At 37.5% G+C, this 25178-nt stretch carries 22 protein-coding genes; 21 read left to right on the top strand and 1 reads right to left on the bottom strand.

Translation table 11 applies throughout. The features are described 5' to 3' along the window. The first annotated feature begins 38 nt into the window (after positions 1-38). The 8 genes from spoIIP to prmA all read left to right on the top strand — a co-directional run bounded on the left by spoIIP (position 39) and on the right by prmA (position 11319). Entirely contained in the window at positions 39-1400 is a 1362-nt protein-coding gene (gene spoIIP / locus HHT355_RS05175) for a stage II sporulation protein P (protein WP_103202368.1), read from the top strand. 402 nt (positions 1401-1802) lie between these two features. Beyond that, the gene (gene lepA, locus HHT355_RS05180) at positions 1803-3614 is read left to right on the top strand and encodes a translation elongation factor 4 (RefSeq protein WP_103202369.1); all 1812 of its coding nucleotides are present in this window, start codon (positions 1803-1805) and stop codon (positions 3612-3614) included. Positions 3615-3639: 25 nt separating this feature from the next. Then, positions 3640-4953, top strand: a complete 1314-nt coding sequence (gene hemW / locus HHT355_RS05185) for a radical SAM family heme chaperone HemW (protein ID WP_103202370.1) — start codon at positions 3640-3642, stop codon at positions 4951-4953. A gap of 325 nt (positions 4954-5278) precedes the next feature. After that, positions 5279-6310, top strand: coding sequence for a heat-inducible transcriptional repressor HrcA (hrcA, locus tag HHT355_RS05190; protein ID WP_103202371.1), 1032 nt, complete (start codon positions 5279-5281; stop codon positions 6308-6310). Positions 6311-6489: 179 nt separating this feature from the next. Beyond that, positions 6490-7164, top strand: a complete 675-nt coding sequence (grpE, locus tag HHT355_RS05195) for a nucleotide exchange factor GrpE (RefSeq protein ID WP_242967596.1) — start codon at positions 6490-6492, stop codon at positions 7162-7164. Positions 7165-7215: 51 nt separating this feature from the next. Continuing rightward, positions 7216-9066 (top strand): molecular chaperone DnaK, encoded by a 1851-nt coding sequence (gene dnaK, locus HHT355_RS05200; RefSeq protein ID WP_103202372.1) that lies wholly within the window; start codon positions 7216-7218, stop codon positions 9064-9066. 102 nt (positions 9067-9168) lie between these two features. After that, positions 9169-10305 carry a molecular chaperone DnaJ gene (gene dnaJ / locus HHT355_RS05205; protein ID WP_103202373.1) on the top strand — a complete coding sequence of 379 codons (1137 nt, stop codon included), beginning with the start codon at positions 9169-9171 and terminating at the stop codon, positions 10303-10305. A gap of 18 nt (positions 10306-10323) precedes the next feature. Then, a complete protein-coding gene (prmA, locus tag HHT355_RS05210; protein WP_103202374.1) occupies positions 10324-11319 on the top strand; it encodes a 50S ribosomal protein L11 methyltransferase in 996 nt (331 codons plus the stop codon). A gap of 25 nt (positions 11320-11344) precedes the next feature. On the opposite strand, the gene HHT355_RS05215 is transcribed toward prmA, so the two are convergent. Next, entirely contained in the window at positions 11345-12151 is an 807-nt protein-coding gene (locus HHT355_RS05215) for a hypothetical protein (RefSeq protein ID WP_146039171.1), read from the bottom strand. Between the two features lie 190 nt (positions 12152-12341). Here HHT355_RS05215 and HHT355_RS05220 point away from each other — a divergent pair, with 190 nt between their 5' ends. The 13 genes from HHT355_RS05220 (at position 12342) to hisIE (ending at position 24998) form a co-directional block, all read left to right on the top strand. Then, positions 12342-13082 (top strand): 16S rRNA (uracil(1498)-N(3))-methyltransferase, encoded by a 741-nt coding sequence (locus tag HHT355_RS05220; RefSeq protein ID WP_103202376.1) that lies wholly within the window; start codon positions 12342-12344, stop codon positions 13080-13082. Between the two features lie 66 nt (positions 13083-13148). After that, complete coding sequence (locus HHT355_RS05225; protein WP_103202377.1) at positions 13149-13952, top strand: GTP pyrophosphokinase; 804 nt, start codon at positions 13149-13151, stop codon at positions 13950-13952. Between the two features lie 14 nt (positions 13953-13966). Then, positions 13967-15400: an RsmF rRNA methyltransferase first C-terminal domain-containing protein gene (locus HHT355_RS05230; RefSeq protein WP_103202378.1), complete on the top strand. Its 1434-nt coding sequence runs from the start codon at positions 13967-13969 to the stop codon at positions 15398-15400. Positions 15401-15556: 156 nt separating this feature from the next. Then, positions 15557-16285 (top strand): pseudouridine synthase, encoded by a 729-nt coding sequence (locus tag HHT355_RS05235; RefSeq protein WP_103202379.1) that lies wholly within the window; start codon positions 15557-15559, stop codon positions 16283-16285. A gap of 272 nt (positions 16286-16557) precedes the next feature. Beyond that, the gene (locus tag HHT355_RS05240) at positions 16558-17205 is read left to right on the top strand and encodes an HAD family hydrolase (protein WP_103202380.1); all 648 of its coding nucleotides are present in this window, start codon (positions 16558-16560) and stop codon (positions 17203-17205) included. A gap of 81 nt (positions 17206-17286) precedes the next feature. Continuing rightward, positions 17287-18255 (top strand): RluA family pseudouridine synthase, encoded by a 969-nt coding sequence (locus tag HHT355_RS05245; protein WP_103202381.1) that lies wholly within the window; start codon positions 17287-17289, stop codon positions 18253-18255. 39 nt (positions 18256-18294) lie between these two features. Continuing rightward, complete coding sequence (locus HHT355_RS05250; protein ID WP_103202382.1) at positions 18295-18852, top strand: Holliday junction resolvase RecU; 558 nt, start codon at positions 18295-18297, stop codon at positions 18850-18852. Positions 18853-18964: 112 nt separating this feature from the next. Continuing rightward, positions 18965-20230 (top strand): ATP phosphoribosyltransferase regulatory subunit, encoded by a 1266-nt coding sequence (gene hisZ / locus HHT355_RS05255; RefSeq protein WP_103202383.1) that lies wholly within the window; start codon positions 18965-18967, stop codon positions 20228-20230. Between the two features lie 48 nt (positions 20231-20278). Continuing rightward, on the top strand, positions 20279-20935 hold the full coding sequence (gene hisG / locus HHT355_RS05260) for an ATP phosphoribosyltransferase (protein ID WP_103202384.1): 657 nt from the start codon (positions 20279-20281) through the stop codon (positions 20933-20935). A 12-nt stretch (positions 20936-20947) separates the two neighbouring features. Further along, entirely contained in the window at positions 20948-22240 is a 1293-nt protein-coding gene (hisD, locus tag HHT355_RS05265) for a histidinol dehydrogenase (protein WP_103202385.1), read from the top strand. 127 nt (positions 22241-22367) lie between these two features. Further along, the gene (gene hisB, locus HHT355_RS05270) at positions 22368-22958 is read left to right on the top strand and encodes an imidazoleglycerol-phosphate dehydratase HisB (protein WP_103202386.1); all 591 of its coding nucleotides are present in this window, start codon (positions 22368-22370) and stop codon (positions 22956-22958) included. 39 nt (positions 22959-22997) lie between these two features. Then, a complete protein-coding gene (gene hisA, locus HHT355_RS05275; RefSeq protein WP_103202387.1) occupies positions 22998-23714 on the top strand; it encodes a 1-(5-phosphoribosyl)-5-[(5-phosphoribosylamino)methylideneamino]imidazole-4-carboxamide isomerase in 717 nt (238 codons plus the stop codon). A gap of 21 nt (positions 23715-23735) precedes the next feature. Continuing rightward, positions 23736-24998 carry a bifunctional phosphoribosyl-AMP cyclohydrolase/phosphoribosyl-ATP diphosphatase HisIE gene (hisIE, locus tag HHT355_RS05280; protein WP_103202388.1) on the top strand — a complete coding sequence of 421 codons (1263 nt, stop codon included), beginning with the start codon at positions 23736-23738 and terminating at the stop codon, positions 24996-24998. Positions 24999-25178 lie beyond the last annotated feature (180 nt).

A 25178-nucleotide genomic window follows, 5' to 3' on the forward strand; every position in this document is an offset into this window, starting at 1 on the left:
ATTTTTTCATATTTTTATTTTACGGTTTGGAGGCAACAATGAAACAATTTATAATCAGGAACAGGAGAAAATACATTAAAACAATACGGATAATATTACTTACATTATCCGTATTTTTTATATTGCGTATTTTTTTCCTGGTCATATCCGATGAATTTAACCAGGCAAAAAATAAAGTAAAAACTTCGGTAATAACCATGATATATTCAAAAATAATGGATTCCGGTTCGGCCCTTGTAGGCTATCAGTCCATAAAAGCTAAAGAAAGCTATCCTTTCCCATTAAATATTGCTTCGGATTATTATGATATTCACAAATACGTAACATCCGGACCACAGCCGTACCTATTGGAAGATACTGAAAATAATGCTATTGAAACAATTAAAAATGATAATAAAACAGGTAAAATAAATTTTAATGATAGGCTAAAAGGAATACTGTCAAAAGAATATATATTAACAAACGGAGCAATATTCAATACAGATGATTACATTGAGTATATTAATGCCGGTAAATTGAATATCAGAACTCAGGAGCTGCCCGTAAAAATAATGGACGGAGCAATTGATATTAACGAATTAACTAATAATTCCAAAGGGGACGGAAAAACCGTTGAAACTATGAGGACTTTTAACGGGACTCCATTTACCCTTGATATGCTTAATGACGTAAATTTCCTGCTTCGGCATTTTTATATTATCGATTCTGCTACAAGGGTAACGGAAGACATGTTCAATGCCGAGGTCCTTCTTGGAAAAGATATGACTATAAAAACTCCCAATGACAAACCTCAGATACTTATATATCATACCCACTCACAGGAAGCATTTATAGACAGTAGAGAAGGAGAAAAAGATGATACGGTTGTCGGTGTCGGGGCGCTGTTGGCTAAAATATTAAAAGAAAAGTATGGATATAATGTAATACATGACAAGAGCGTATACGACCTAGTTGACGGAAAACTTGACCGGAATAAGGCGTACAATCTGGCGCGGCAATCCATATTAAAAATTTTGGAGGAAAACCCGAGTATCGAAGTACTTATAGACTTGCACAGGGACGGGGCCGAAAAAAGGTCTACATACATAAACGGGCAGGAAACAGCCCAGATAATGCTTCTTAACGGCCTTAGCAGAAATCAGTACGGGCCTATAGCGAGACTTGACAATCCCAATTTGCAGGATAATCTGGCTTTCAGCCTTCAACTGCACCTTAAATCACTGGAGCTGTATCCCGGATTATTCTATAAAAACTATCTGCAGGACTATCGTTATAACCTTGATCTAAGGCCAAAGAGCATACTGGTGGAACTAGGCACCCATAAAAACACCTTAAAATCAGCCAAAAATGCCATGGAACCCTTCGCCGAAATCCTAAACGCCGTCCTAAAAGGCGAATAAATCCTTGTAACTAAAATTTTCATATGATATAATGTACGCGATAAACGAAGCTCAGATGTTTAGAGGTTCACAAATGAAACTTATATTTTAAGTTTCATTTGTGGACTTCTGAACATCGGAGCGAGTAACGCGAGCGAAGTGCCGAAGGCACTGAGCTTCGTTTATCGCGTACTTTTACTTAAAATGAAACGAGTAACGCGAGCGAGATGCCGAAGGCATCGAGCTTCGTTTATCGCGTACTTTTACTTAATATAAAGCGAGTAACGCGAGTAAAATGCCGAAGGCACTGAGCTTCGTTTATCGCGTACATTCACTTTATTCAAATTTTCATTTATCGCGTAGATTTTCGTTAATGATTTTCCCTTCACTTTGGTGAGATTAAATATACACAGGAGGATATGCATGGGAATTGACCAGAGTAAAATCAGAAATTTTTGCATCATAGCACATATAGACCACGGAAAATCCACTTTAGCGGACAGAATTATTGAAATGACCGGTTTGCTTACCGACCGGGAAATGCAGGATCAGGTTTTGGACAACATGGATCTGGAAAGAGAAAGAGGAATTACGATTAAGGCTCAGACGGTACGAACCGTATATCGTTCAAAATCCGGCGAAGAATATATATTTAACCTGATAGATACACCCGGACATGTGGATTTCAATTATGAGGTATCAAGAAGCCTTGCCGCCTGTGAAGGGGCAATTCTTGTTGTGGATGCAGCCCAGGGAATTGAAGCCCAGACCCTTGCCAACGTTTATCTGGCTATTGATCATAATCTGGAGATAATGCCGGTTATAAATAAGATTGATTTACCCAGTGCCGAGCCGGAGAGGGTTATAAAAGAAATAGAAGATGTTATTGGGCTTGAAGCCCATGACGCACCCTTAATTTCCGCAAAACAGGGTATTAACATCGATGAAGTTTTGGAGCAAATCATAACCAAAATCCCCCCTCCGAAAGGCGATCCTCAAAAGCCTTTAAAAGCCCTGATATTTGATTCTATTTATGATTCTTACAAAGGTGTTATAGTATTTTGCAGGATTATGGACGGCACGGTAAAAAAAGGAGACCAGATAAAAATGATGGCGACCGGTGCCACTTCAGAAATTGTGGAACTAGGAACTTTCGGACCGGGCCAGTTTATCCCCAGCGAAGAACTTTCTGCCGGTATGGTCGGATATATTGTTACCGGACTTAAGAACGTAAGAGAAACCCGAGTGGGAGATACTATAACCGACGCAAAAAACCCTTGTGACGAACCCCTTCCCGGATATAAAAAGGTGCTGCCTATGGTTTACTGCGGCGTTTACCCGACAGACGGAGCCAAGTATCCTGATTTGAGGGATGCACTGGAAAAACTTCAGCTAAACGATGCGGCTTTGCAGTTTGAACCTGAAACATCCGTCGCTTTGGGCTTTGGATTCAGATGCGGCTTTTTGGGGCTTTTGCATCTTGAGATTGTCCAGGAAAGGCTGGAGAGGGAATATAATCTTGACCTTATAACCACGGCACCCAGTGTTATATATAAGGCCTATTTAAAAAACGGTCAGGTTATCGATATAACCAATCCTACAAACATGCCCGATCCTTCCCAGATAGACTATATGGAAGAACCTTTTGTTTCGGCAAGCATCATGGTTACTACGGATTACGTAGGGCCTATAATGACCCTGTGTCAGGAAAGACGGGGCATATATCTTGGCATGGAATACATGGAAGAAAAAAGGGTAGTATTAAGATACGATCTTCCATTAAACGAGATTATCTATGATTTCTTTGATGCCTTAAAATCAAGATCCAGAGGATATGCTTCACTGGATTATGAGTTTAAGGGTTATGTCCAATCCAATCTGGTGAAACTGGATATTCTGGTTAATAAGGAAGAAGTAGATGCTCTGTCATTTATCGTACACGCCGACAGTGCCTACGAAAAAGGAAGAAGGATGTGCGAGAAACTAAAAGAAGAGATTCCCCGCCACCTGTTTGAAATTCCTATTCAGGCAGCCATAGGAAGCAAAATAATTGCCAGAGAAACCGTTAAGGCCGTCCGTAAAGACGTACTTGCCAAATGTTACGGTGGTGACATAACCAGAAAGAAAAAACTGCTTGAAAAGCAAAAAGAAGGCAAAAAGAGAATGCGCCAGATCGGCAACGTAGAAATACCTCAAAAAGCTTTCATGAGTGTATTGAAGCTGGATGATAACTAATTCCGCTTCCTAAGGAGCTGAAATAATGGATTACGATAACAAAATAAATTTGGGAACATGGAAGAAGGATTTGAGACTTTATGTCCATGTTCCTTTTTGTGTTAAAAAATGCAATTACTGCGATTTTTTATCCGCTCCGTCAAAAGAAGAGCAGATTAATGCTTATTTTGAAGCCTTGTATAAGGAAATTGAAAGCTACAAGGGCAGGACGGATAATTATGTGATTTCCTCAGTTTATATAGGAGGGGGAACTCCCTCTTGTGTTAATTCGGAAAAAATAGTCCGAGTCATGGAAGAACTAAAAAAAGTATTTAGGTTCAAAGAAAATAACAATAATGTTATATGCCAAAGAAGTTGTAATGAAATTAACAAGGAAGCTGAAATAAGCATAGAAATAAATCCGGGAACTATAAGTGCAACCGGAATAAACAGAAAAAAACTTTCAGATTATAAAAATGCCGGAATAAACCGTTTAAGTTTCGGCCTTCAGTCAACCCATGATCATGAGCTTAAACTATTGGGCAGAATCCATACTTATTTCCAATTCGAAGAAAATTACTATCTTGCCAGGGAAACAGGATTTAAAAATATAAATATCGACCTTATGTCAGGCATGCCGGGGCAAACCCTTAAGACCTGGGAAGAAAGCATTATTAAAACAGCTTTGCTGAAACCGGAACATATATCAGCCTACAGCCTTATTATCGAAGAAGGAACACCTTTTTATGAAATTTACGGGCCTGACGGACCGGATAGTCACAGGCTTCCTTCGGAAGATCTGGACCGTGAAATGTATAAGCGTACCAAAGAGCTTCTTTTTTCATACGGTTATGAAAGATACGAAATATCCAATTATGCACAGCCGGGTTTTGAGTGCAGACATAACCTTGCATATTGGGAACCGGCAGACTATCTGGGATTAGGTCTTGGTTCGGCATCTTTGATAGAAAATACCAGGTTTCATAACACTTTTAGCCTGCATGAATATATTTATAAAATTGGCAGGAATGCTAATTCAAGTGTTTTGTCCTTAAACGCCGACAACCAAAATAAAAATCTGCTTTTACTGGATTACTTTGGAATTAGAGAAGATACCGAAGTTCTTTCAAAAGCACAACAGATGGAAGAATTCATGTTTCTCGGTTTAAGAAAGACTAAAGGAGTAAGCATTCAAGGTTTTTACGAAAAATTCGGGGTTACTATTGATGAAATATACGGAAGTACCGTTAATAATTTAAAAAACCAGGGTTTAATCGAATCAGACAATGAAAGAATATGGCTTACAGACTTTGGGGTTGATGTAAGTAACAGGGTTTTGGCCGAATTTTTATTTAATTAAATAATGTAAATTTATCCTTGACAAATAGATATGATAGTGATATTTTATTACTAGGTGTTAGCACTCAAATCAAGTGAGTGCTAATCAATAAAGAAAATACATAATAAAGGCCTTAAAAATACGCTATATTTTACGATGTTACATTTAAGATAATATAAGACGATTACTTATTATACGATAAGTAACAAAACGATTTACAAGAAGCGATACATAACTGACTTGATATTCAAAAAACATTTATCTTTATGAATTTAGTAACAATACCAGCTGATGCATCAATGTAAAAATAAAGATAATCAATTTTAAATTTAAGAAAGGTGATTGAATGCACGAGCTTGATGATAGGAAATTAACAATTTTACAGGCAATTATCCAAAATTATTTAGAAACGGGTGAACCTGTCGGTTCCAGAACAATTTCAAAGGGAACTAATCTGAATTTAAGCTCGGCAACAATCCGCAATGAAATGTCTGATCTTGAAGATATGGGATATATTTTTCAGCCCCATACCTCAGCCGGCAGGATTCCGACAGATAAGGGATATCGCCTTTATGTAGATATGCTTCTTAAAGAAAAAAATAAAGAAATTGAAAATATGAAGGAGATTCTAATCGAAAAAGCTGACCGCCTGGAAAGTATGCTGCAAAAAGTGGCTAAGCTGTTGGCTGAGAACACGAATTATACTACGATGGTAACGACACCCAAATACAAAAAGAAAGTTAAGTTTATACAATTGACCGATATAGACGAAAGACAGTTGCTTGCTGTCTTAGTCTTTGAAGGAAATATAGTTAAAAATAAAATTATAAATATTTCAGTTTCCTTAAGTAAAGAAACAATTTTAAAACTGAATATAGTACTTAATACCTTTTTACAAGGCCTGGATTTGACCGATATAAACCTTCCTGTCATATCAAAGATGAAGGAACAGGCAGGAGATTACAGGGATATAGTCAATGATATATTGGATGCAATCATGCAGGCTGTAAATGAAGAAGAAGATTTTGAAATATATACCTCAGGAACTACCAATATATTAAAATATCCTGAATTAAGCGATGTTGAAAAAGCATCTGAGCTGTTATATACACTGGAAGAAAAGAAGCTCCTGTCAGGACTAATTCAGCATCGTATGGACAGTGAGGACAGCAGAGGAATCCAGGTCTTTATCGGAGAAGAAACACCTGTTGAATCTCTTAAAGACTGTGCAGTTGTTACTGCCACCTACGAAATTGAAGAAGGGGTATATGGCAAGGTGGGAATTATCGGTCCTAAGCGAATGGACTATGAAAAAGTGGTTGCTACGCTAAAGAATTTGATGGCGCAGCTTGATGAGATATTTAAAAAGAAAAAATAATATTAGAAAGGTGGTAAGCAGGCTTGGAGGATATGGACAAAACAGTTGAAGTGGTAAAAGCCGCCATGGAAAAAGAGCAAAAAGGCAAACAGGCCAGTGATATTATGGATGAAAAAATAGATAACGTGACGGAAAATAACACTTACGACAATGAAGAAATCCTTCAGAATAAAGAAGCAATGGATAATGAAGCTAAAAATGATGATTTAAAAAATCAGGCAGACAATACAGACCAAACTAATGAAGCTCCTTCCCAAGAAGAAACTGCAAATGAAACTGCCGCAGAAGGAAGCTTTAAAAATAAGGCGGCAGAAGATGAGCAGGAAATCTCCGAGGAAGATGATTCTGATTCCGAAGGAGAAAAGGAAGCCAAAACCAAAAAATCATTATTTAAAGGAGCTAAAAATAAAGAATTGGAAGCTAAAGATCAAAAAATACAGGAACTTACAGATAAAATCTTAAGAATTATGGCTGAATTTGATAATTACAGAAAGCGTACCGAAAAAGAAAAAGCCCAAATGTTTGATATGGGAGTAAAAAGCGTAATAGAAAAACTGCTTCCCGTAGTAGATAATTTTGAACGGGGACTCGGTGCGGTTGATGAAGCAAATAAAGACAATGCCATAGTTCAGGGCTTTAATATGATTTACAAGCAACTGATGACAATGCTTGATGATATAGGTGTTAAGCCTATTGAAGCTGTTGGAAAGCCCTTTGACCCTAATTTCCATAATGCCGTTATGCATAGTGAAGATGAAAATTACGGCGAAAATATTGTAGCCGAAGAGTTCCAAAAAGGATATATGTATAACGACATGGTCGTAAGACACAGTATGGTTAGGGTAGTTAATTAATAAACTTTGACTTAGCAGCTATTTATTCTTAATCATATAGGAGGAATCAATATGGGAAAAATTATTGGTATTGACTTAGGTACCACAAACTCATGCGTTGCCGTAATGGAAGGTGGAAAACCTGTTGTCATTGCTAACTCCGAAGGTGCAAGAACCACACCGTCGGTTGTAGCTTTTACCAAAAACGGAGAACGTTTAGTAGGTCATCCTGCCAAGCGTCAGGCAGTTACCAATGCCGATAGAACCATCATGTCAATAAAGAGACATATGGGATCAGATTATCGTGTTACGATAGATGATAAAAAATATTCTCCTCAGGAAATATCAGCTATGATACTGCAAAAGCTTAAAGCTGATGCCGAGGCTTACCTGGGTGAGAAAGTAACAGAAGCGGTTATTACCGTACCGGCATATTTCAATGACGCTCAAAGACAGGCTACAAAAGATGCCGGCAAAATCGCAGGTTTAGAAGTAAAAAGAATCATTAACGAGCCTACTGCCGCAGCCCTTGCTTACGGTCTTGACAACGAAAAAGAACAGAAAATCATGGTTTACGACCTGGGCGGCGGTACATTCGACGTATCAATTATTGAAATAGGTGACGGTGTTATAGAAGTACTTGCTACCTCCGGTGACAACAGGCTCGGCGGTGACGATTTTGATGAAAGAATTATAAATTATATGGTAGAAGAGTTTAAGAAAGCCGAAGGAGTGGATCTTTCCACCGATAAAATGGCTATGCAGAGATTAAAAGAAGCCGCAGAAAAAGCAAAAATAGAGCTTTCTTCTTCAACTACCACCAATATTAATCTGCCGTTTATTACAGCAACCGCTGACGGTCCTAAGCATTTTGATTTAACTTTAACCCGTGCTAAGTTTAACGAACTTACCGCTGATTTGGTAGAAAGAACCGTAATACCCGTTCAGAATGCGCTTAAAGATGCAGGACTTACTCCTGCCGATCTTTCTAAGGTACTGTTAGTCGGCGGTTCAACAAGAATTCCTGCAGTTCAGGAAAAAGTTAAGCAGCTTACCGGTAAAGAACCTTCCAAGAACTTAAATCCTGATGAATGTGTTGCTATCGGTGCTTCAATTCAGGCTGCAAAACTGGCCGGAGATGCCGGTGTAAGTGATATTCTGCTTCTTGACGTAACTCCGCTGTCACTGGCTATAGAAACTCTCGGCGGAATAGCTACAAAAATCATTGAGAGAAACACAACAATTCCTACCAGAAAGAGTCAGATATTCTCAACTGCAGCCGATAATCAGACCGCAGTTGATATACACGTTGTCCAAGGTGAAAGACAATTTGCCAAAGACAATAAGACCTTAGGCCGATTCCGCCTGGACGGAATTCCGCCTGCTCCCAGAGGAGTTCCTCAGATCGAAGTTACATTTGATATTGATGCCAACGGTATCGTAAATGTATCCGCTAAGGATCTGGGAACCGGAAGAGAGCAGCACATTACCATTACAGCATCATCCAATATGTCCGAAGATGAAATTCAAAGAGCAATAAAAGAAGCTCAGGAGTTTGAGGCACAGGACAGAAAGCGCAAAGAAGCCGTTGATTTAAGAAACGACGCTGATTCAGTGGTATTCCAGACAGAAAAAGCCCTAAAAGATGTTGGAGATAAATTGGATGCTGCCGACAGAAGTGTTGTTGAGGCAGACCTGAAAGAATTAAAAGATCTTCTTGAAAAGACCAGTCCGGAATCTATGACCGATTCCGATATCCAGAATATCAGATCTGCAAAAGATAAGCTTCTAAACAGTGCTCAAAATCTGTTTGCTAAACTTTATGAGCACAATCAGGCTTCCTCAGGTAGCAACTCAAACAGTTCAAACGCTTCTCAGACCTATGAAGACGACGTTGTAGACGGCGATTATAAAGAGGTTTAATAATTGCCTTAATTGTCCCAAAAGGCCTTACAAAAAAGGCTTTTTGGGACATTCAATAAAGGCATAATTAAAATTGCGCAACTATGAAAGGTGAAGGATAAGATGGCTGAAAAAAGAGATTATTATGAGGTTTTGGGTGTCAGCAGAAATGCGACGGAAGAAGAAATAAAAAAGGCATACAGGAAACTGGCAAAACAGTATCATCCCGATGCCAACCCCGGAGATAAAACTGCCGAAGCCAAATTTAAAGAAGCATCCGAAGCCTATGCCGTACTAAGTGATCCGGAAAAAAGAAGGCAATACGATCAGTTCGGCCATGCCGCCTTTGAAAACGTAGGCGGAGGAGCCGGTGGATTTGACTTCTCCGGTTTTGATATGGGAGATATTTTCGGAGATTTATTCGGAGATCTTTTCGGAAGCCGCTCAAGGAGAGCCAATACCGGGCCGGTACCGGGTGCAAATATAAGAACTTCTGTAAGAATAACTTTTGAAGAAGCCGTATTCGGTACGGAAAAAGAATTGGAATTAAATCTCAAAGACGAATGTGAATCCTGTCACGGAACCGGTGCCAAACGCGGAACCAGTCCCGAAACCTGTCCTAAATGTGGCGGCAGAGGTCGGGTTATATATACTCAGCAATCCCTGTTTGGTATGATAAGAAGCGAGCAGACCTGTCCGGACTGCAGAGGAACGGGTAAAATAATCAGAGAAAAATGCCCCGACTGCTACGGTACCGGATATGTTTCGGGAAGAAAAAAAATAAAAGTAATTATACCTGCAGGTATTGATAACGGTCAAAGTATCAGAATACGAGGGAAAGGTGAACCAGGCCTTAACGGAGGACCCAGAGGAGATTTGCTGGTGGATGTGGAAGTGGCAAGACATCCCATTTTCCAAAGAAAAGATTATGACATTTATTCTACGGCTCCTATATCCTTTGTTACTGCAGCTTTAGGAGGAGATATCCGTATAAGTACCGTTGACGGAGACGTCATATATACAGTAAAACCCGGAACTCAGACCGATACAAAAATAAGACTCAGAGAAAAAGGCGTTCCTTCATTAAGGAATAAAAATATTCGGGGAGACCACTACGTAACCCTGGTAGTTCAGGTACCTACCAATCTTACCGCAGAACAGAAAGAACTTCTAAGAAAATTTGAAGATTCCTTAAACGGTAAGAGCGTTAATACCGACAAGGAAGAAAACGGAAAAAGCAAACGAAAATTTTGGAAGTAAGGAAAAAGGGAAGCAAATATGAAATGGACTAAGATTACTTTGGAAACCACCAGCGAAGCGGTGGATTTTATCAGCGGAATGCTGTATGATTTAGGCATTGAAGGAATTGAAATAGAAGATAATGTACCGCTTACCGAGGAAGAAAAAAAACAGATGTTTGTAGATATACTTCCTATTGTCAATGAAGGCGACAATACCGCCAAAGTCAGCTTTTATGTCGATCCTGCCGATGATTTGGTTTCATTGCTTATGAGAGTAAAAGAAGGTTTAAAAGAAATTTCCGAATTTGTTTCCGTAGGCAGCGGTAATATTTCAATATCCGATACCGAAGACAAAGACTGGATAAATAACTGGAAGGAATTTTTCAAACCTTTCCGTATAGACGACTCTATTGTCATTAAACCTACCTGGGAGACACTGACCGAAAAGAAACCGGATGATTTGGTTATTGAAATAGACCCCGGTATTTCTTTCGGTACAGGTTCTCATGAAACAACAAAACTATGTATCCTGGCTCTTAAAAAGTATCTGAAGCAAAATGACACAGTTTTGGATGCTGGCAGCGGAAGCGGAATATTATCCATTATAGCAAGTAAGCTTGGCGCAGGTTATGTGCTGGGTGTTGATATAGATCCTATAGCCACAAAATCCGCTTTGGAAAATGCCCAGGTGAATAATATTAATGCATCGGAATGGAACGTGCATGAAAATGATATGCCCAATACCCCGGTAGCTTTTGCTACGGCAAATTTAATCGAAGATCAAGAAATCAGAACCCGTATCGGTAAAGATAAATTCGATCTGGTAGTAGCCAATATTCTGGCCGATGTCATTATTCCACTTTCCGGAATAATAAAAGATAACATAAAAGACGGCGGTTTATTTATATGTTCGGGCATAATTAATACAAAAGAAGATGAAGTAAAAGCCGCTTTGGAAAAAAATAATTATAAAATAATTGAAGTTAATAGGATGGGAGATTGGGTAATGGTGGCAGGTACTGTAAGCAAATAAATTTAACAATAATGGCTTTGTCGGCCTAGTTTACAGTGCCTGACACCTTTATTGTTTTTAGCATGGCTTCAATTCTTGCCCCGTAACCTTCCTGAGCCTCAAGAAAATACCCGCATTCGATTATGAAATTTTTATCGTCTTGATTAATTATATAATAATCTTTAATAATCGAATTCCAGTTATTGCCGGATTTATACTTATAATGACCGGCTGTATATGATCCTATTGAAACTTCGCCAACATACTCAGCGGCATCTTTCCCATCGGTGGTAATGGTGTCGCTGTTTGGCATTTCAGGCAATATATTAATATTTATATATACATCGGGATATCCGTCAGAGTCCTGATTATTGGCCGTAAACTTGTCGGAACCGTCTTTTTCTCTGCTTAAATTAAACCGCTCAGAATCAAATATAATCCGGTATCCTAAGGGGCTGGTATAAGATACGGCATCAATTTCCTCAGTGGTTCCTTCAATTTCAACGGTTAATTTTGCTGGCTCCAATTCAAAAGATTCGTTTTTGCCGTAATCCTCTTTTTTGGTCTTGTTACCGTTTTTATCGGCAGAAGATATTTCATCTGCCGTCTCCGATATATTCGGTTTTTTGTCCTCATTGTTTAAAGTATTATCATCTTCGGGATTATCTGCATTTTCAGTTATATTATCATTAAGCCCGGTATTATTACCTAATTCATTATTAGCTGCTTCTTCAGATATTATATCTTTATTTACTTTATCAGGTATTACGGTTTTTCCTTCATCTTTTTTACAGCCATAAAAAATGACTGCAGCAATAAGAGTTATAAAAAGTATCTTAGCAAATTTCATCATATGTCTTCCTTTCAAATCATATTTTTGCAGTCTGTCTACAAGCGTTATGTTTATGATATATAGGTATTTTGTTTTATATAAGTCAAATATGTTAACATTGTATTAATATTTCAGAACAGATGTTTGTCTTATTTTAAACAATATGGTATAATATTCATTGTTGTAAAGTAATTTTAGTAAAGGAGACCATATGCATCGCTTTTACGTAGATAATGAAAAAATCCTGGATGATAAAATAATTATAACCGGCCCTGATGTTAATCACATTAAAAACGTACTTCGCATGAAACCCGGTGACGAGCTTATAATTTGTAATGGACAAGGAAAAGATTGTTATTGTATAATTAATAAGGTGTCCGACCGGGAAATAGAAACTCATATAAAATCTATACAGGAAACTGAAACCGAATTACCTGTTAAGATAACCTTGTTTCAGGGAATTCCCAAGTCCGACAAAATGGAACTGATTATACAAAAAGCCGTGGAACTTGGGGTTTACGAAATAGTTCCTGTTATGACTGCGAGATGTGTGGTCAAATATTCCGACGCCAAAAAAGAAGACAAAAAGATATCCCGGTGGCAGGCAATTTCTGAAAATGCCGCAAAACAGTCCCAAAGAGGCATTATACCGAAAGTACTGCCTGTTATGTCTTTTAAGGAAGCTGTACTTTATGCATCAGGGATGGATTTGAAAGTCATTCCTTATGAAAACGAAAAAGGAATGAGTGCCACTAAGGATGCTTTATCTGGGTTAAAGGACTGCCGGACAGCCGGAATATTCATAGGTCCTGAAGGCGGATATGAAAGCTCGGAAGTTGAGCTTGCTAAAGAATATAACATTATACCCATATCCCTGGGAAAAAGAATATTACGAACGGAAACGGCAGGGCTGGCATTGTTGTCAATGATGATGCTGACATTGGAAATGTAATTTGTATTGTATATTCTACAAATGTAGAATATATGTGTTGAAGGTATTTATGGGAGGTAAAACATTATGGAGATACAGTTGTGGAGAGAAATTCTGGACCCGTATGCCCTGGCAGTGGATGAACTGATTGTAAAATTTAATCATATAATAAGAGAATATCGTCATTTATACGGTTATTCCCCTATCGAACAGGTAACCGGAAGAGTTAAAACCATATCCAGTATACTGGAAAAAGCCCAAAAAAAGAATATTCCCCTTGAGCAAATCGAGGATAAGATAGATGATATAGCAGGAATCCGAATAATATGCCAGTTTGTTGAAGATATTTATAAAGTGGCAGATATCATAAGAAACAGATCTGATATGATTATTAAAAACGAGATTGACTATATCGAGAATATGAAAAAGAGCGGATACCGTTCTTATCATATTACGGTATTTTATGATGTGGAAACCCTTAAAGGGACAAAGCGGCTTCAGGTTGAAATACAAATTAGGACCCTGGCCATGAACTTTTGGGCTACTATTGAACATTCGCTGCAATATAAGTACAAACAGAATATGCCTGAACACATAAGAGAAAGGCTTACTTCGGCAGCAGAAGCAATTCTTATTCTTGACAGGGAAATGAGCGTAATCAGGGATGAAATTATGGATGCCCAGAGTTCCTTTACCATTAAAGCAAATATGGTTGCAGATATTCTTAACAATATACAGAACCTGTATAAGGTTGCCAACAAACAGGAAGTTTTAAAGATTCAGGACGAGTTTTTCAGGATTTATCAGATGAATGATACCGAAGAACTTGAAAAATTCAGCAAAAATCTGGATTTGCTGGCACAAAGATACAGGGCACAAAGCTTGCAATAACGGATGGTGAATATATGAAATTACCAAAATTATTTGAGGACAGGATGAGAAATCTTTTAGGGGATGAATATGAGGAGTATTTAAAATGCTACGACAAACCGCATTTTGGCGGAATTAGAGTAAATACCCTTAAAATATCTCCGGAAGAATTCGAAAATCTTTGTCCTTTTTCTATAAAGAAAATTCCCTGGGTTTCTAACGGGTATTATTATGACATTAACGATCAACCCGCAAGACATCCTTACTATTATGCAGGATTATATTATATTCAGGAACCCAGTGCCATGACTCCTGCCAGCCTTCTTCCGGTAAAACCGGGTGAGAAGGTACTGGATTTATGTGCCGCTCCCGGCGGAAAAAGTACCGAATTGGGAGCAAAACTAAAGGGCAAAGGCCTGCTTGTATCCAATGACATAAGCAGTTCCAGAGCCAAAGCCTTATTAAAAAACATTGAATTATTCGGAATATCGAATGCTTTTGTAATTTCAGAATCCCCTAATAAACTGGCTGAGTATTTTCCCGAATTTTTTGATAAAATACTCGTAGACGCTCCCTGTTCAGGCGAAGGTATGTTTCGAAAAAGCCCTTCCATTATGCAAAACTGGGAGCAGTACGGGGTTGATTACTATAATAAACTTCAAAAAGAGATAATTATTCATGCCGCCAGGATGCTAAAACCGGGCGGAATGATGCTTTATTCAACCTGTACTTTTTCACCGGAAGAAAATGAGGGTACCATAGCTTTCCTGCTAAAAGAATGCCCGGAGTTTCATGTGGTTGAAGCTTTACCTGATGCTGAAGAAAGACAAAGGCTCGGTGTATCATATGACGGATTTGATTTCGGAAAACCCGAATGGGTTAACGGTCCCGAAGAATTAAAACACTGCTTAAGACTATGGCCTCACAAAATAAACGGAGAGGGCCATTTTATTGCCTTGCTAAAAAAAGACGATAAGACAAATGATTTAAACTTTGATGATACATCCAAAGAGGACCGGAAAATCCCACCTAAAAGTAAAATTTCCCTTTCGGATGAAACTGTTGAATTTTTAAAGCGCATAAAGCCTTTATCGGATGTAGATATTTTACTTAAGCAAAACAGATTTTACATTCAACAGGACAGGGTTTATCTTATACCGGAAGGATTTGAAGAAAAGAAAGGCCTTAGGACATTAAGGCAGGGTCTTTTTCTTGGAGAAATGAAGAAAAACCGCTTTGAGCCGTCCCAGGCTTTAGCCATGGCGCTAAAGTCATCCGATTATGACCAAATTATTGACCTAAAATCAGACAACCAGGATGTTATCAAATATCTGAAGTGCGAAACCCTTACAACCGAAGGACGTGACGGACTTAATCTTGTATGCGTCGACGGTTATCCCTTGGGATGGGGCAAATTAAATAAGAATGTTTTAAAAAATATGTATCTTCCTGGCTGGAGATGGATGTAATTTGGCCAAAGTTACGACATCAGTTTAAAATATATTGTTTAATTACAGGTAAAACTTCTTACACATAATTATTAGTAAATTTATTTATTTGTTTTATTCTATAAGTAGAATTAAAATATTTCTTTTACGTCAAATAATAAAAACGGAGTTAGAAAAATGGGAGACCGGATAAGGATAGATAAATTTCTTTCAGATATGAATAAAGGAACAAGAAGCGAAATAAAGGATTTAATCCGTAAGGGAAGAGTAAGCATTAACGGTATTCCCTGTAAAAAACCCGATGAAAAAGTTGATACGGATTCCGATACTGTAAGTCTTGACGGTCATATTGTCAGTTATGAAAAGTATATATATCTTATGCTTAACAAACCGGCCGGAGTCGTATCTGCCACAAAGGACAATAAAGAAAAAACGGTTATCGATTTGGTAAAAGAAAGCAGTCGTAAAGATATATTTCCTGTGGGAAGGCTTGATAAAGATACGGAAGGCCTGCTTATTCTTACCAATGACGGGGCCCTGGCCCATAATCTTTTATCCCCCAAAAAAGAAGTGGACAAGGTTTATTATGCAAAGGTTGAGGGAAAAGTTACCGCTAAAGATGTGGAAGCTTTTTTATCGGGAATATCCATAGGTGAAGATGAATTGTGCCTGCCTGCAAGACTTGAAGTTCTGGTTTCAGGCGATATTTCGGAAGTAAATCTCACTATACAGGAAGGTAAATTTCATCAGGTTAAAAGGATGTTTGAAGCTGTCGGTAAGAAAGTTATTTATCTTAAAAGATTATCTATGGGTGGTCTTAAGCTTGATCCTACCCTAAAACCCGGTGAATACAGAAGCCTGACAAAGGATGAAGTAAAATATCTAAAGACTATAACCATGCGTTAATCAGCAATTTTTTTGACAGCTGTCAAAACAGATTTGCTTTGTAGGCTACAACCTAATTAAAAACAGTCTTTATAAGCAATTTAATATTTATAGCAATTTAGAATGAGAAATATAAGCCATTTAAAACTGGAAATACCGGTATATAAAAGCATGAAGCTAATTTAAAAAAGCAAATTTAAAATCTGATAAACGAAAGATAAATATTATAATATTTAATATTTACATGTGAAAACATATGCCGTATTACGTTACATATGAAGGAGAAAATGTATATGTTAAAAGATATTGATGCGGTGATTTTTGATTTGGACGGTACATTAATCGATTCCATGTGGTTGTGGAAGAATATCGATATAGAGTATTTAGCCAGATTTGGAATAGAATTTCCAGAGGACCTTCAAAGATGTATAGAAGGGATGAGTTTTTCCGAAACAGCCGTTTATTTTAAACAAAGATTTAATCTTCCTGACAGCCTTGAAAAGATTAAAAGTGACTGGAATCAAATGGCCTGGGATAAATATCTGTATGAAGTGCCGTTAAAAGAAGGGGTAAAAGAGTTTCTTGATTATTTGAAAGAATTGAAACTTCCTCTGGGTATTGCCACAAGCAACTCCAGGGAACTTGTAGAGCTGGTGCTTAATAAGCACAATATCTCAGGATATTTTTCTTCAATAAGGACATCCTGTGAAGTAGATAGAGGAAAACCATATCCTGATATATATCTGCTGGTGGCAAAAGATTTGGGTGTTAAGCCGGAAAAATGTCTGGTATTTGAAGATGTCATTCAGGGAGTAATCGCAGGAAAAAGCGCAAATATGAAGGTATGCGCCGTGTATGATGATTATTCAAAAAGCGACGACGAAGAAAAGAAAAAACTTGCCGATTACTATATCAGATCCATGAAGGAACTTCTTCCATAAAAAATGCCAATTAACATAAAATATATATTATAATTAATCTTAAAAAGATTATTATTTATTAACTTGTAAAGCAGGTGTGGTATGAAACAGATTACAGTCAACGAAAATCAAGCCGGTCAGCGGCTGGACAAACTTTTATTCAAAATACTGAATAATGCTCCCAAAAGCTTTATCTACAAGATGCTAAGAAAAAAGAATATTGTCCTTAACGGCAAAAAAGCCGCTGGATCGGAACTTTTAAAGGTAAATGATGAAATAAAACTTTATCTTTCCGACGAAACCATTGACAAGTTTACGAAAAAACTTGAATCGGCTATTCTTGATTATGAACTTGATATTATTTATGAAGATAAAAATATACTTTTAATAAATAAGCCGGTAGGTATTCTTTCACAAAAAGCGGTTGTAAATGATTTTTCTATGGTAGAATATGTAATATCCTATATGCTTTCTAAAAATCAGATAACAAAAGAGCAACTGATGACCTTTAAGCCCAGTGTATGCAACCGCCTTGACCGGAATACCAGCGGCCTTTTAATTGCCGGAAAAACCTTGGTAGGCTTGCAGGAAATGTCACGTTTATTGAAAGAAAGAAAAATTGATAAATATTATCTGTGCATAGTAAAAGGTAAGATAGATAAAACTACTCAGATTACCGGATATCTAAAAAAGGACAAAGATAAAAATATTGTAACCGTCACTAAAGAAGCTTCATCTGAATCAGATTATATATGTACTGAATATAAGCCTTTGGCTCTGTCAGACGAATTCACCTTATTACAGGTTAAACTTATTACGGGAAAATCCCATCAGATTCGTGCCCATTTGGCAAGCATAGGCCATCCAATTCTGGGAGATTCAAAGTACGGGGATCCTACATTAAACGAACGGTTTAGACAGAAATATGGCCTTACCCATCAGCTTTTACATTCACACCGTCTGGTATTTCCGGAGCTTATCGGCCCCTTGTCAAATTTGTCAGGCAACGAATTTAAAGCTCCTGAACCTGAGATTTTTGTAAAAATCCGAAAAGATTTATTTGGTATATAAAATCTATTACCGAAGACTAAACAGCAAGGAGGGGGCAAAATGGCATCTTGGAAATCCAGAGGCCTTCGGGGGTCCATGCTGGAAGAGATGATTAATATTACCAACAGCAAATACCGGGAAAAATGCCTGGCCTTAATTCAGAAAGTTCCAACCCCAATAACCCCAATAAGTATCGATAAAGAAAAGGGGCATATTGACCTGGCTTTTTTTGAGCAAAAAAGTACGGTCGATTATATCGGTGTTGTACAGGGTGTTCCGGTATGCTTTGACGCAAAAGAATGTGCCGGAGATACTTTCAGCTTAAGAAATGTCCATGAACACCAGGTTCAGTTTATGAAGGAATTTGAAGCTCAAAAAGGGGTAGCATTTTTGCTTATTTATTTTAAAAAATATGATATTTATTATTATATGCCCTATGAAATGTTATTAAAGTTTTGGCAAAGATCTCTTGACGGAGGCAAAAAAAGTTTCAGGTTTGAAGAACTGGATATGTCATATCAAATAAAAGTTGTAAATGGCGTATGTATTCACTATCTGGAGCAACTGCAAAGAGATTTGCTTGATAGAGATAATAAAAAGCATAAGGCCAATTATTAAAATCTTTTATTGACTTATTTAGGCAAATAAATTATAATGTAAAAACATATCAGCATGGCAGCGAATTATCACGTCACCGTATGAAAGTATATTGTAAAGGTTGGAGTTGCTTATGAAGGATAAATTGCTACATACCCCTGAAGGTGTTAGGGACATATATAGTACGGAATGCGCAGTAAAGCTTCTGATACAGGAAAAATTACATCAGGTTCTTAAACTTTACGGATTCAGGGATATTCAGACGCCAAGCTTTGAATTTTTTGATATCTTCAACCATGAACGTGGAACCGTTTCTTCAAAAGATATGTATAAATTATTTGACAAGGAAGGAAATACCCTGGTGCTTCGGCCTGATATTACCCCTTCCGTTGCAAGATGTGTAGCCAAATATTATAAAGACGAAGAACTTCCTATCCGTTTATGTTATATAGGCAATACGTATATCAATAATACCGCATACCAGGGCAAGCTGAAAGAAGTAACCCAACTGGGGGCAGAACTTTTTAACGATGACAGTATCGATGCAGATGCGGAAATGCTGGCTCTTACCGTTGAATGCCTCCTTGAGGCAGGTTTAAAAGAATTTCAGCTGGAAATCGGCAACGCCGATTTTTTCCGTTCCCTTATTGAAGAAACAGGCCTTAAGAACAAAGAGGATGTTATAAACCTTCGTACCTTAATTGAAAACAAGAATATGTTCGGTATCGAAGAAACAGTCCAAAGTAAGATTATAAACGAAGATCTTAAGGAAATCTTTTTAAAACTTCCGGAGTTATTCGGTTCTTCCGAAGTTTTGGACTATGCAAAAAAATTAACCAAAAATCCCAGGGCTTTAAAAGCTGTTGAAAGACTGGAAAAACTTTATGAAATAATGACCCTTTACGGTTTTGAAAAATATATATCTTTTGATTTGGGTATGACCGGCAAATTTGATTATTACACCGGCATTATTTTTAAAGCTTATACATATAAAACCGGGGAACCTATTGTAACCGGAGGCCGATATGATAATCTTGTCGGCCAATTCGGCAAGGATTGTCCCGCTATCGGCCTTGCCATTGTAATTGACAGTTTGATACTGGCCTTGTCAAGACAGAATTTACTGCCGCAGATTGATTCGTCCGATACTTTGGTAATATATAAATCCGAATATAAAAAACAAGCCATTTCCCTGGCAAATTATTTCAGGAAAGACGGCATCAATGTTATTCTACAATTGTCGAAAAACAACATGGATTTAAATGATTACCTGGCATATATGAAAAGGATGAATATCGGCGGCTTATTGTATATAGATAATGATACCGAAATTTCAGTTATGGATGCTTCCGAGGGGAGTATAAAAAAAGTAGCTGTAAAAGAACTTATGCAAGGCTGACTTCAATTTGTTTAAGCCTTTTACGTATATTCTGAAAGGAAGATAAGGATGAGATATATTACTATTGCACTGGCAAAAGGAAGGCTCGCTGCCGACACGTTGGACCTGTTGGAGCAAATAGGCATATCATGTGACGAAATAAGAGACAAATCATCCCGTAAACTTATTTTTGAAAATAAGGAACTTAAGCTGAAATTTTTTCTAGCCAAGGCAAGCGATATACCTACATATGTAGAATACGGTGCGGCAGACATAGGATTTGTAGGCAAAGATACTATTCTTGAGGAAGGCAGGAAAATGTACGAAGTTTTGGATCTGGGACTTGGCAAATGTAAAATGTGTGTCGCAGGCCCGGAATCTGCCGAAAAGCTTCTTCAACACGGAGAACTTATAAGAGTTGCAACCAAGTATCCCAATATAGCCAAAGATTACTTTTATAATAAAAAACATCAGACTGTAGAAATAATCAAACTGAACGGCTCTATAGAACTGGCCCCGATCCTTGGCCTTTCCGAAGTAATAGTGGATATAGTGGAAACAGGAAAAACTCTAAAAGAAAACGGCCTGGTCGTTCTTGAAGATATATGTGATATATCCGCAAGAATGGTAGTTAACGAAGTCAGCATGAAAATGGAGCATGAGAGAATCTCTGCTATAATAAAAGATTTAAAAGAATATCTGAATAATAAAAAGAACGGATCGTAAAGGGGGATAAATATGCGGATTATTGAACTTAACGAATCAAGCAGAAAAAAAATACTTGAAAATTTATTAAAAAGAAGCCCTCATCAGTACGAAACCTATAACGAAACTGTAGCCCAAATAATTAATGATGTAAGAAGTAATGGGGATGAGGCTTTATTTTTATATACAAAAAAATTTGATAAAGTAGATATAAACGCAGATAATATAAAAGTTACTGACGAAGAAACAGAATATGCCTATAAGCAGGTAGACCCCAAACTGATAGATATTATAAGAAAAGCCAAGGCCAATATAGAAGAATTTCATATAAAACAGAAGCAAAACAGTTGGATAGATGCTTCAAAGGAAGGCATTATACTCGGTCAAAAAATTACACCTATTGAAAAAGTGGGAGTATATGTCCCCGGCGGTAAAGCCGCCTATCCTTCAACGGTACTTATGGACATTATACCTGCAAAAGTTGCGGGAGTAAAAAGGATTGTAATGGTGACCCCTCCCGATAAGGACGGACGGGTAAATCCGGGTACATTGGTGGCTGCAAAAGAAGCCGGAGTAACGGAAATCTATAAAGTAGGAGGGGCCCAGGCTATTGCTGCTTTGGCATTCGGTACCGAAAGTATACCTAAGGTAGACAAAATTGTAGGCCCTGGTAATATATATGTTGCCCTGGCCAAAAAAGCTGTTTACGGCTATGTAAGCATTGATTCTATAGCAGGCCCCAGCGAAATTCTGGTTTTGGCAGACGAAACCGCCAATCCCAGATATGTGGCGGCTGACCTTTTATCACAGGCTGAACATGATGAACTGGCTTCATCAATTCTTATTACTACCAGTAGGAATCTGGCAGATAAAGTATTGGAAGAGATTGAAAACTTCCTTAAAACCCTGTCCAGAAGCGATATAATTAAAAAGTCCTTAGCAAATTACGGTTATATATTAATTGCCAAAAATATGAACGAAGCTATTGAAGCAACCAACGAAATTGCTTCGGAACATCTGGAGATTATGACAAAAGACCCCTATTCAGATATGACAAAGATAAAAAATGCCGGAGCCATTTTTATAGGGGAGTATTCCTGTGAACCTCTGGGAGATTATATGGCAGGTCCTAATCATACTCTGCCTACCAACGGTACCGCCAGATTTTTTTCTCCTTTGAGTGTTGATGACTTTGTTAAAAAATCCAGCATTATTTCTTACAATAAAGATGCTCTTGAAAAAATCTATAAGGATATTGAAACCTTTGCCTTATCCGAAGGGCTCAGCGCCCATGCCAATTCGGTATCCGTAAGATTTAATAATTAACCTAATTTAAGATAAAGTTTGACATCAAAACCAACCATTGGTAAACTATTTTAATATAAATGTCGTTTAGGCTTATAATATTATACCGATAATTGCCAGTTTCTTATTTTACAGGGGGATGAACTTTATGGGCGGTAGAATTTCAACCATAAACCGGAAAACAAAAGAAACCGATATTTTTATGGAATTTAATCTGGACGGAAGCGGCAATTCTCAGATTGAAACAGGAATCGGCTTTTTCAATCACATGCTGGACAGTTTTGTAAGACACGGCTTATTTGATATGAAACTTACGGTCAAAGGCGATCTTTACGTGGATTCCCATCATACGGTGGAGGATACCGGTATAGTCTTAGGCCAGGCCATAAAAAAGGCTTTGGGAGACAAAAAAGGGATACGCCGTTACGGTTCATTTATGCTTCCCATGGACGAAGCCTTGGTTTGCTGTGCCATAGATTTGTCAGGTCGTCCTTATCTTTCCTATGATCTTAAATTTACTGCTGAAAAGATCGGGTATCTTGATACCGAACTTATTAAAGAATTTTTCTATGCTGTTACCTATAACGCAGGATTAAATCTGCACCTAAGAATGTTAAGCGGCGAGAATAACCATCATATAGCTGAGGCAGCATTTAAAGCTTTCGGTAAGGCTTTGGATGAGGCAGTAAGTTTTGATGAAAGAATACAGGATGTCTTATCTACTAAAGGTACTATTTAAAATCCCCAAAAATAACTTCAGATGAAAGGTAATGATAAGATGAAGATATTTCCGGCAATAGATATAAAAAACGGTCAGTGTGTCAGATTAAGGCAAGGAAATTTCAATGATGTTTACGTATATTCCGATGTACCCTTAAAAGTTGCTAAAGAATGGGAAGCCTGCGGGGCATCGTATATTCATATTGTTGATTTGGACGGAGCATTAGTCGGCCATTCGGTTAATGAAAAAGTCATAAAAGAAATTGTTAAAAATGTAAAAATACCGGTGCAATTGGGAGGCGGAATCCGTTCCATAAAGGATATTGAGCAAAAGCTAAACTTAGGTATTGCAAGAGTTATTATAGGTACCAAAGCAGCTACCGATGCCGGTTTTATGAAAGAAGCCATCGACATTTTCGGACCCGACCGCGTCATTGCGGGAATTGATGCAAAAGACGGGATAGTAGCCGTAGAAGGCTGGGAAAAGCTCAGCCATTATAATGCCGTATCTTTGGCTATGGAAATGAAGAAAGCCGGCGTTAAAACCGTCATTTACACCGATATCGCAAAAGACGGTATGCTGCAAGGACCAAATCTCCATTATACAGCGGAAATAGTAGAAAAAACCGGACTTAATGTTATAGCATCCGGAGGAATATCTTCATTAAAAGACCTGGAAGTCTTAAAAGAAATAAACGTTTATGGTGCAATTATAGGCAAAGCGCTTTATGAAAACAAAATAAACTTAAGGAAAGCAATTTCCATGTTTGAATAGTATTTGGGAGGTTATTTCTTTATGCCATATAAAAAAATCATCCCCCTTATAAATACCGAGGGTGAGATAAGTGCCAATGTAATCCGTCTTGCTGATAAATACTGCGACAGCGGTGCCGATGAACTTATATTATATAACTTCTCCAAAGACGAAAATTCGAAAGAAGAGTTATTAAAATTATCAAAAAATCTGAAAAGGGCTCTTGATATACCATACATTATCGGCTTATATGCCGAAAGTTTTGATGATATTAAAAGGGTTTTATATACCGGAGCTTCCGGTATACTGCTTTCTTATTCCCTTCTTAATAAACCGGATCTGATAAAATATGCTTCCGAACGTTTCGGAAAAAATAAAATATATCTAGAAGCCAGGCAGGAAGACATTTTACAATCAGACGAAATCTTTGAAACTTGCGAACAACTTGGAATAGGAACATTAGTTATAAACCACATTGATACTTCCGAAGCATTTATAAGTAAACTATCCAAGTCGCCGGTTTCTGTAATTATCCGTGATGACCTTAATAAAAACGATATAAGAAATCTTTTGAACATTCCCAATGTTACAGGTATTACTACCGAGTTTTACAAAGACAAAGACATCTTAAAGGCAAAACTTGCCCTAAAGGAAGAAAATATATCGGTAAATGTATTTGAAAGCAAAATACCGTTTTCGGAATTTAAAGTAAGTGAAGCCGGCTTGATACCTGTTATAACTCAGGATTACAAGACCGGCGAAGTTTTAATGCTTGCTTATATGAATGAAGAGGCTTATAATAGGACTGTTACGGAAGGACGGATGACTTACTACTCAAGAAGCAGAAAATGTCTTTGGCTTAAAGGAGAAAGCTCAGGTCATTATCAGTATGTAAAAGCCTTATATACGGATTGCGATAAAGATACGCTTCTTGCCAAGGTACGTCAGATTGGTCCGGCTTGCCATACGGGAAATAAAAGCTGTTTTTATACAGGCCTGTTAAACAATGAATATAAAGAGTCCGATCCCTACCGCATATTGCAAAGTGTTTATGGCGTAATAATGGATCGCAAAAAGAACCCTAAAGAAGGCTCTTATACCAACTATTTATTTGAGAAAGGCATTGATAAAATACTGAAAAAATGCGGAGAAGAAGCGGCTGAAATAATTATAGCGGCAAAAAATCAAAATGTTGACGAGCTTCGTTATGAGATAGCCGATTTTTTGTATCATCTTATGGTGCTTATGGCTGAAGTTGGCCTGGATTGGGATGATATAGCAGCAGAACTGGCTGACAGAAAATAAGTATCGTCTTGCAATATGGCTTAAAATTTATTTTATTAATTAAAAATATAGACATATGCTCCTGTTTTTTTGTAAAATACATTTCAGCAGAAACTTTATTAAAGTCAATCGTAAAAATATAATTTTAAGCAAGTAATATATAATTTTTTAACTTCAAACATTTAAATATATTAAAATTAT

Source organism: Herbinix hemicellulosilytica (genome assembly GCF_002904165.1).
Lineage (GTDB): Bacteria > Bacillota > Clostridia > Lachnospirales > Lachnospiraceae > Mobilitalea > Mobilitalea hemicellulosilytica.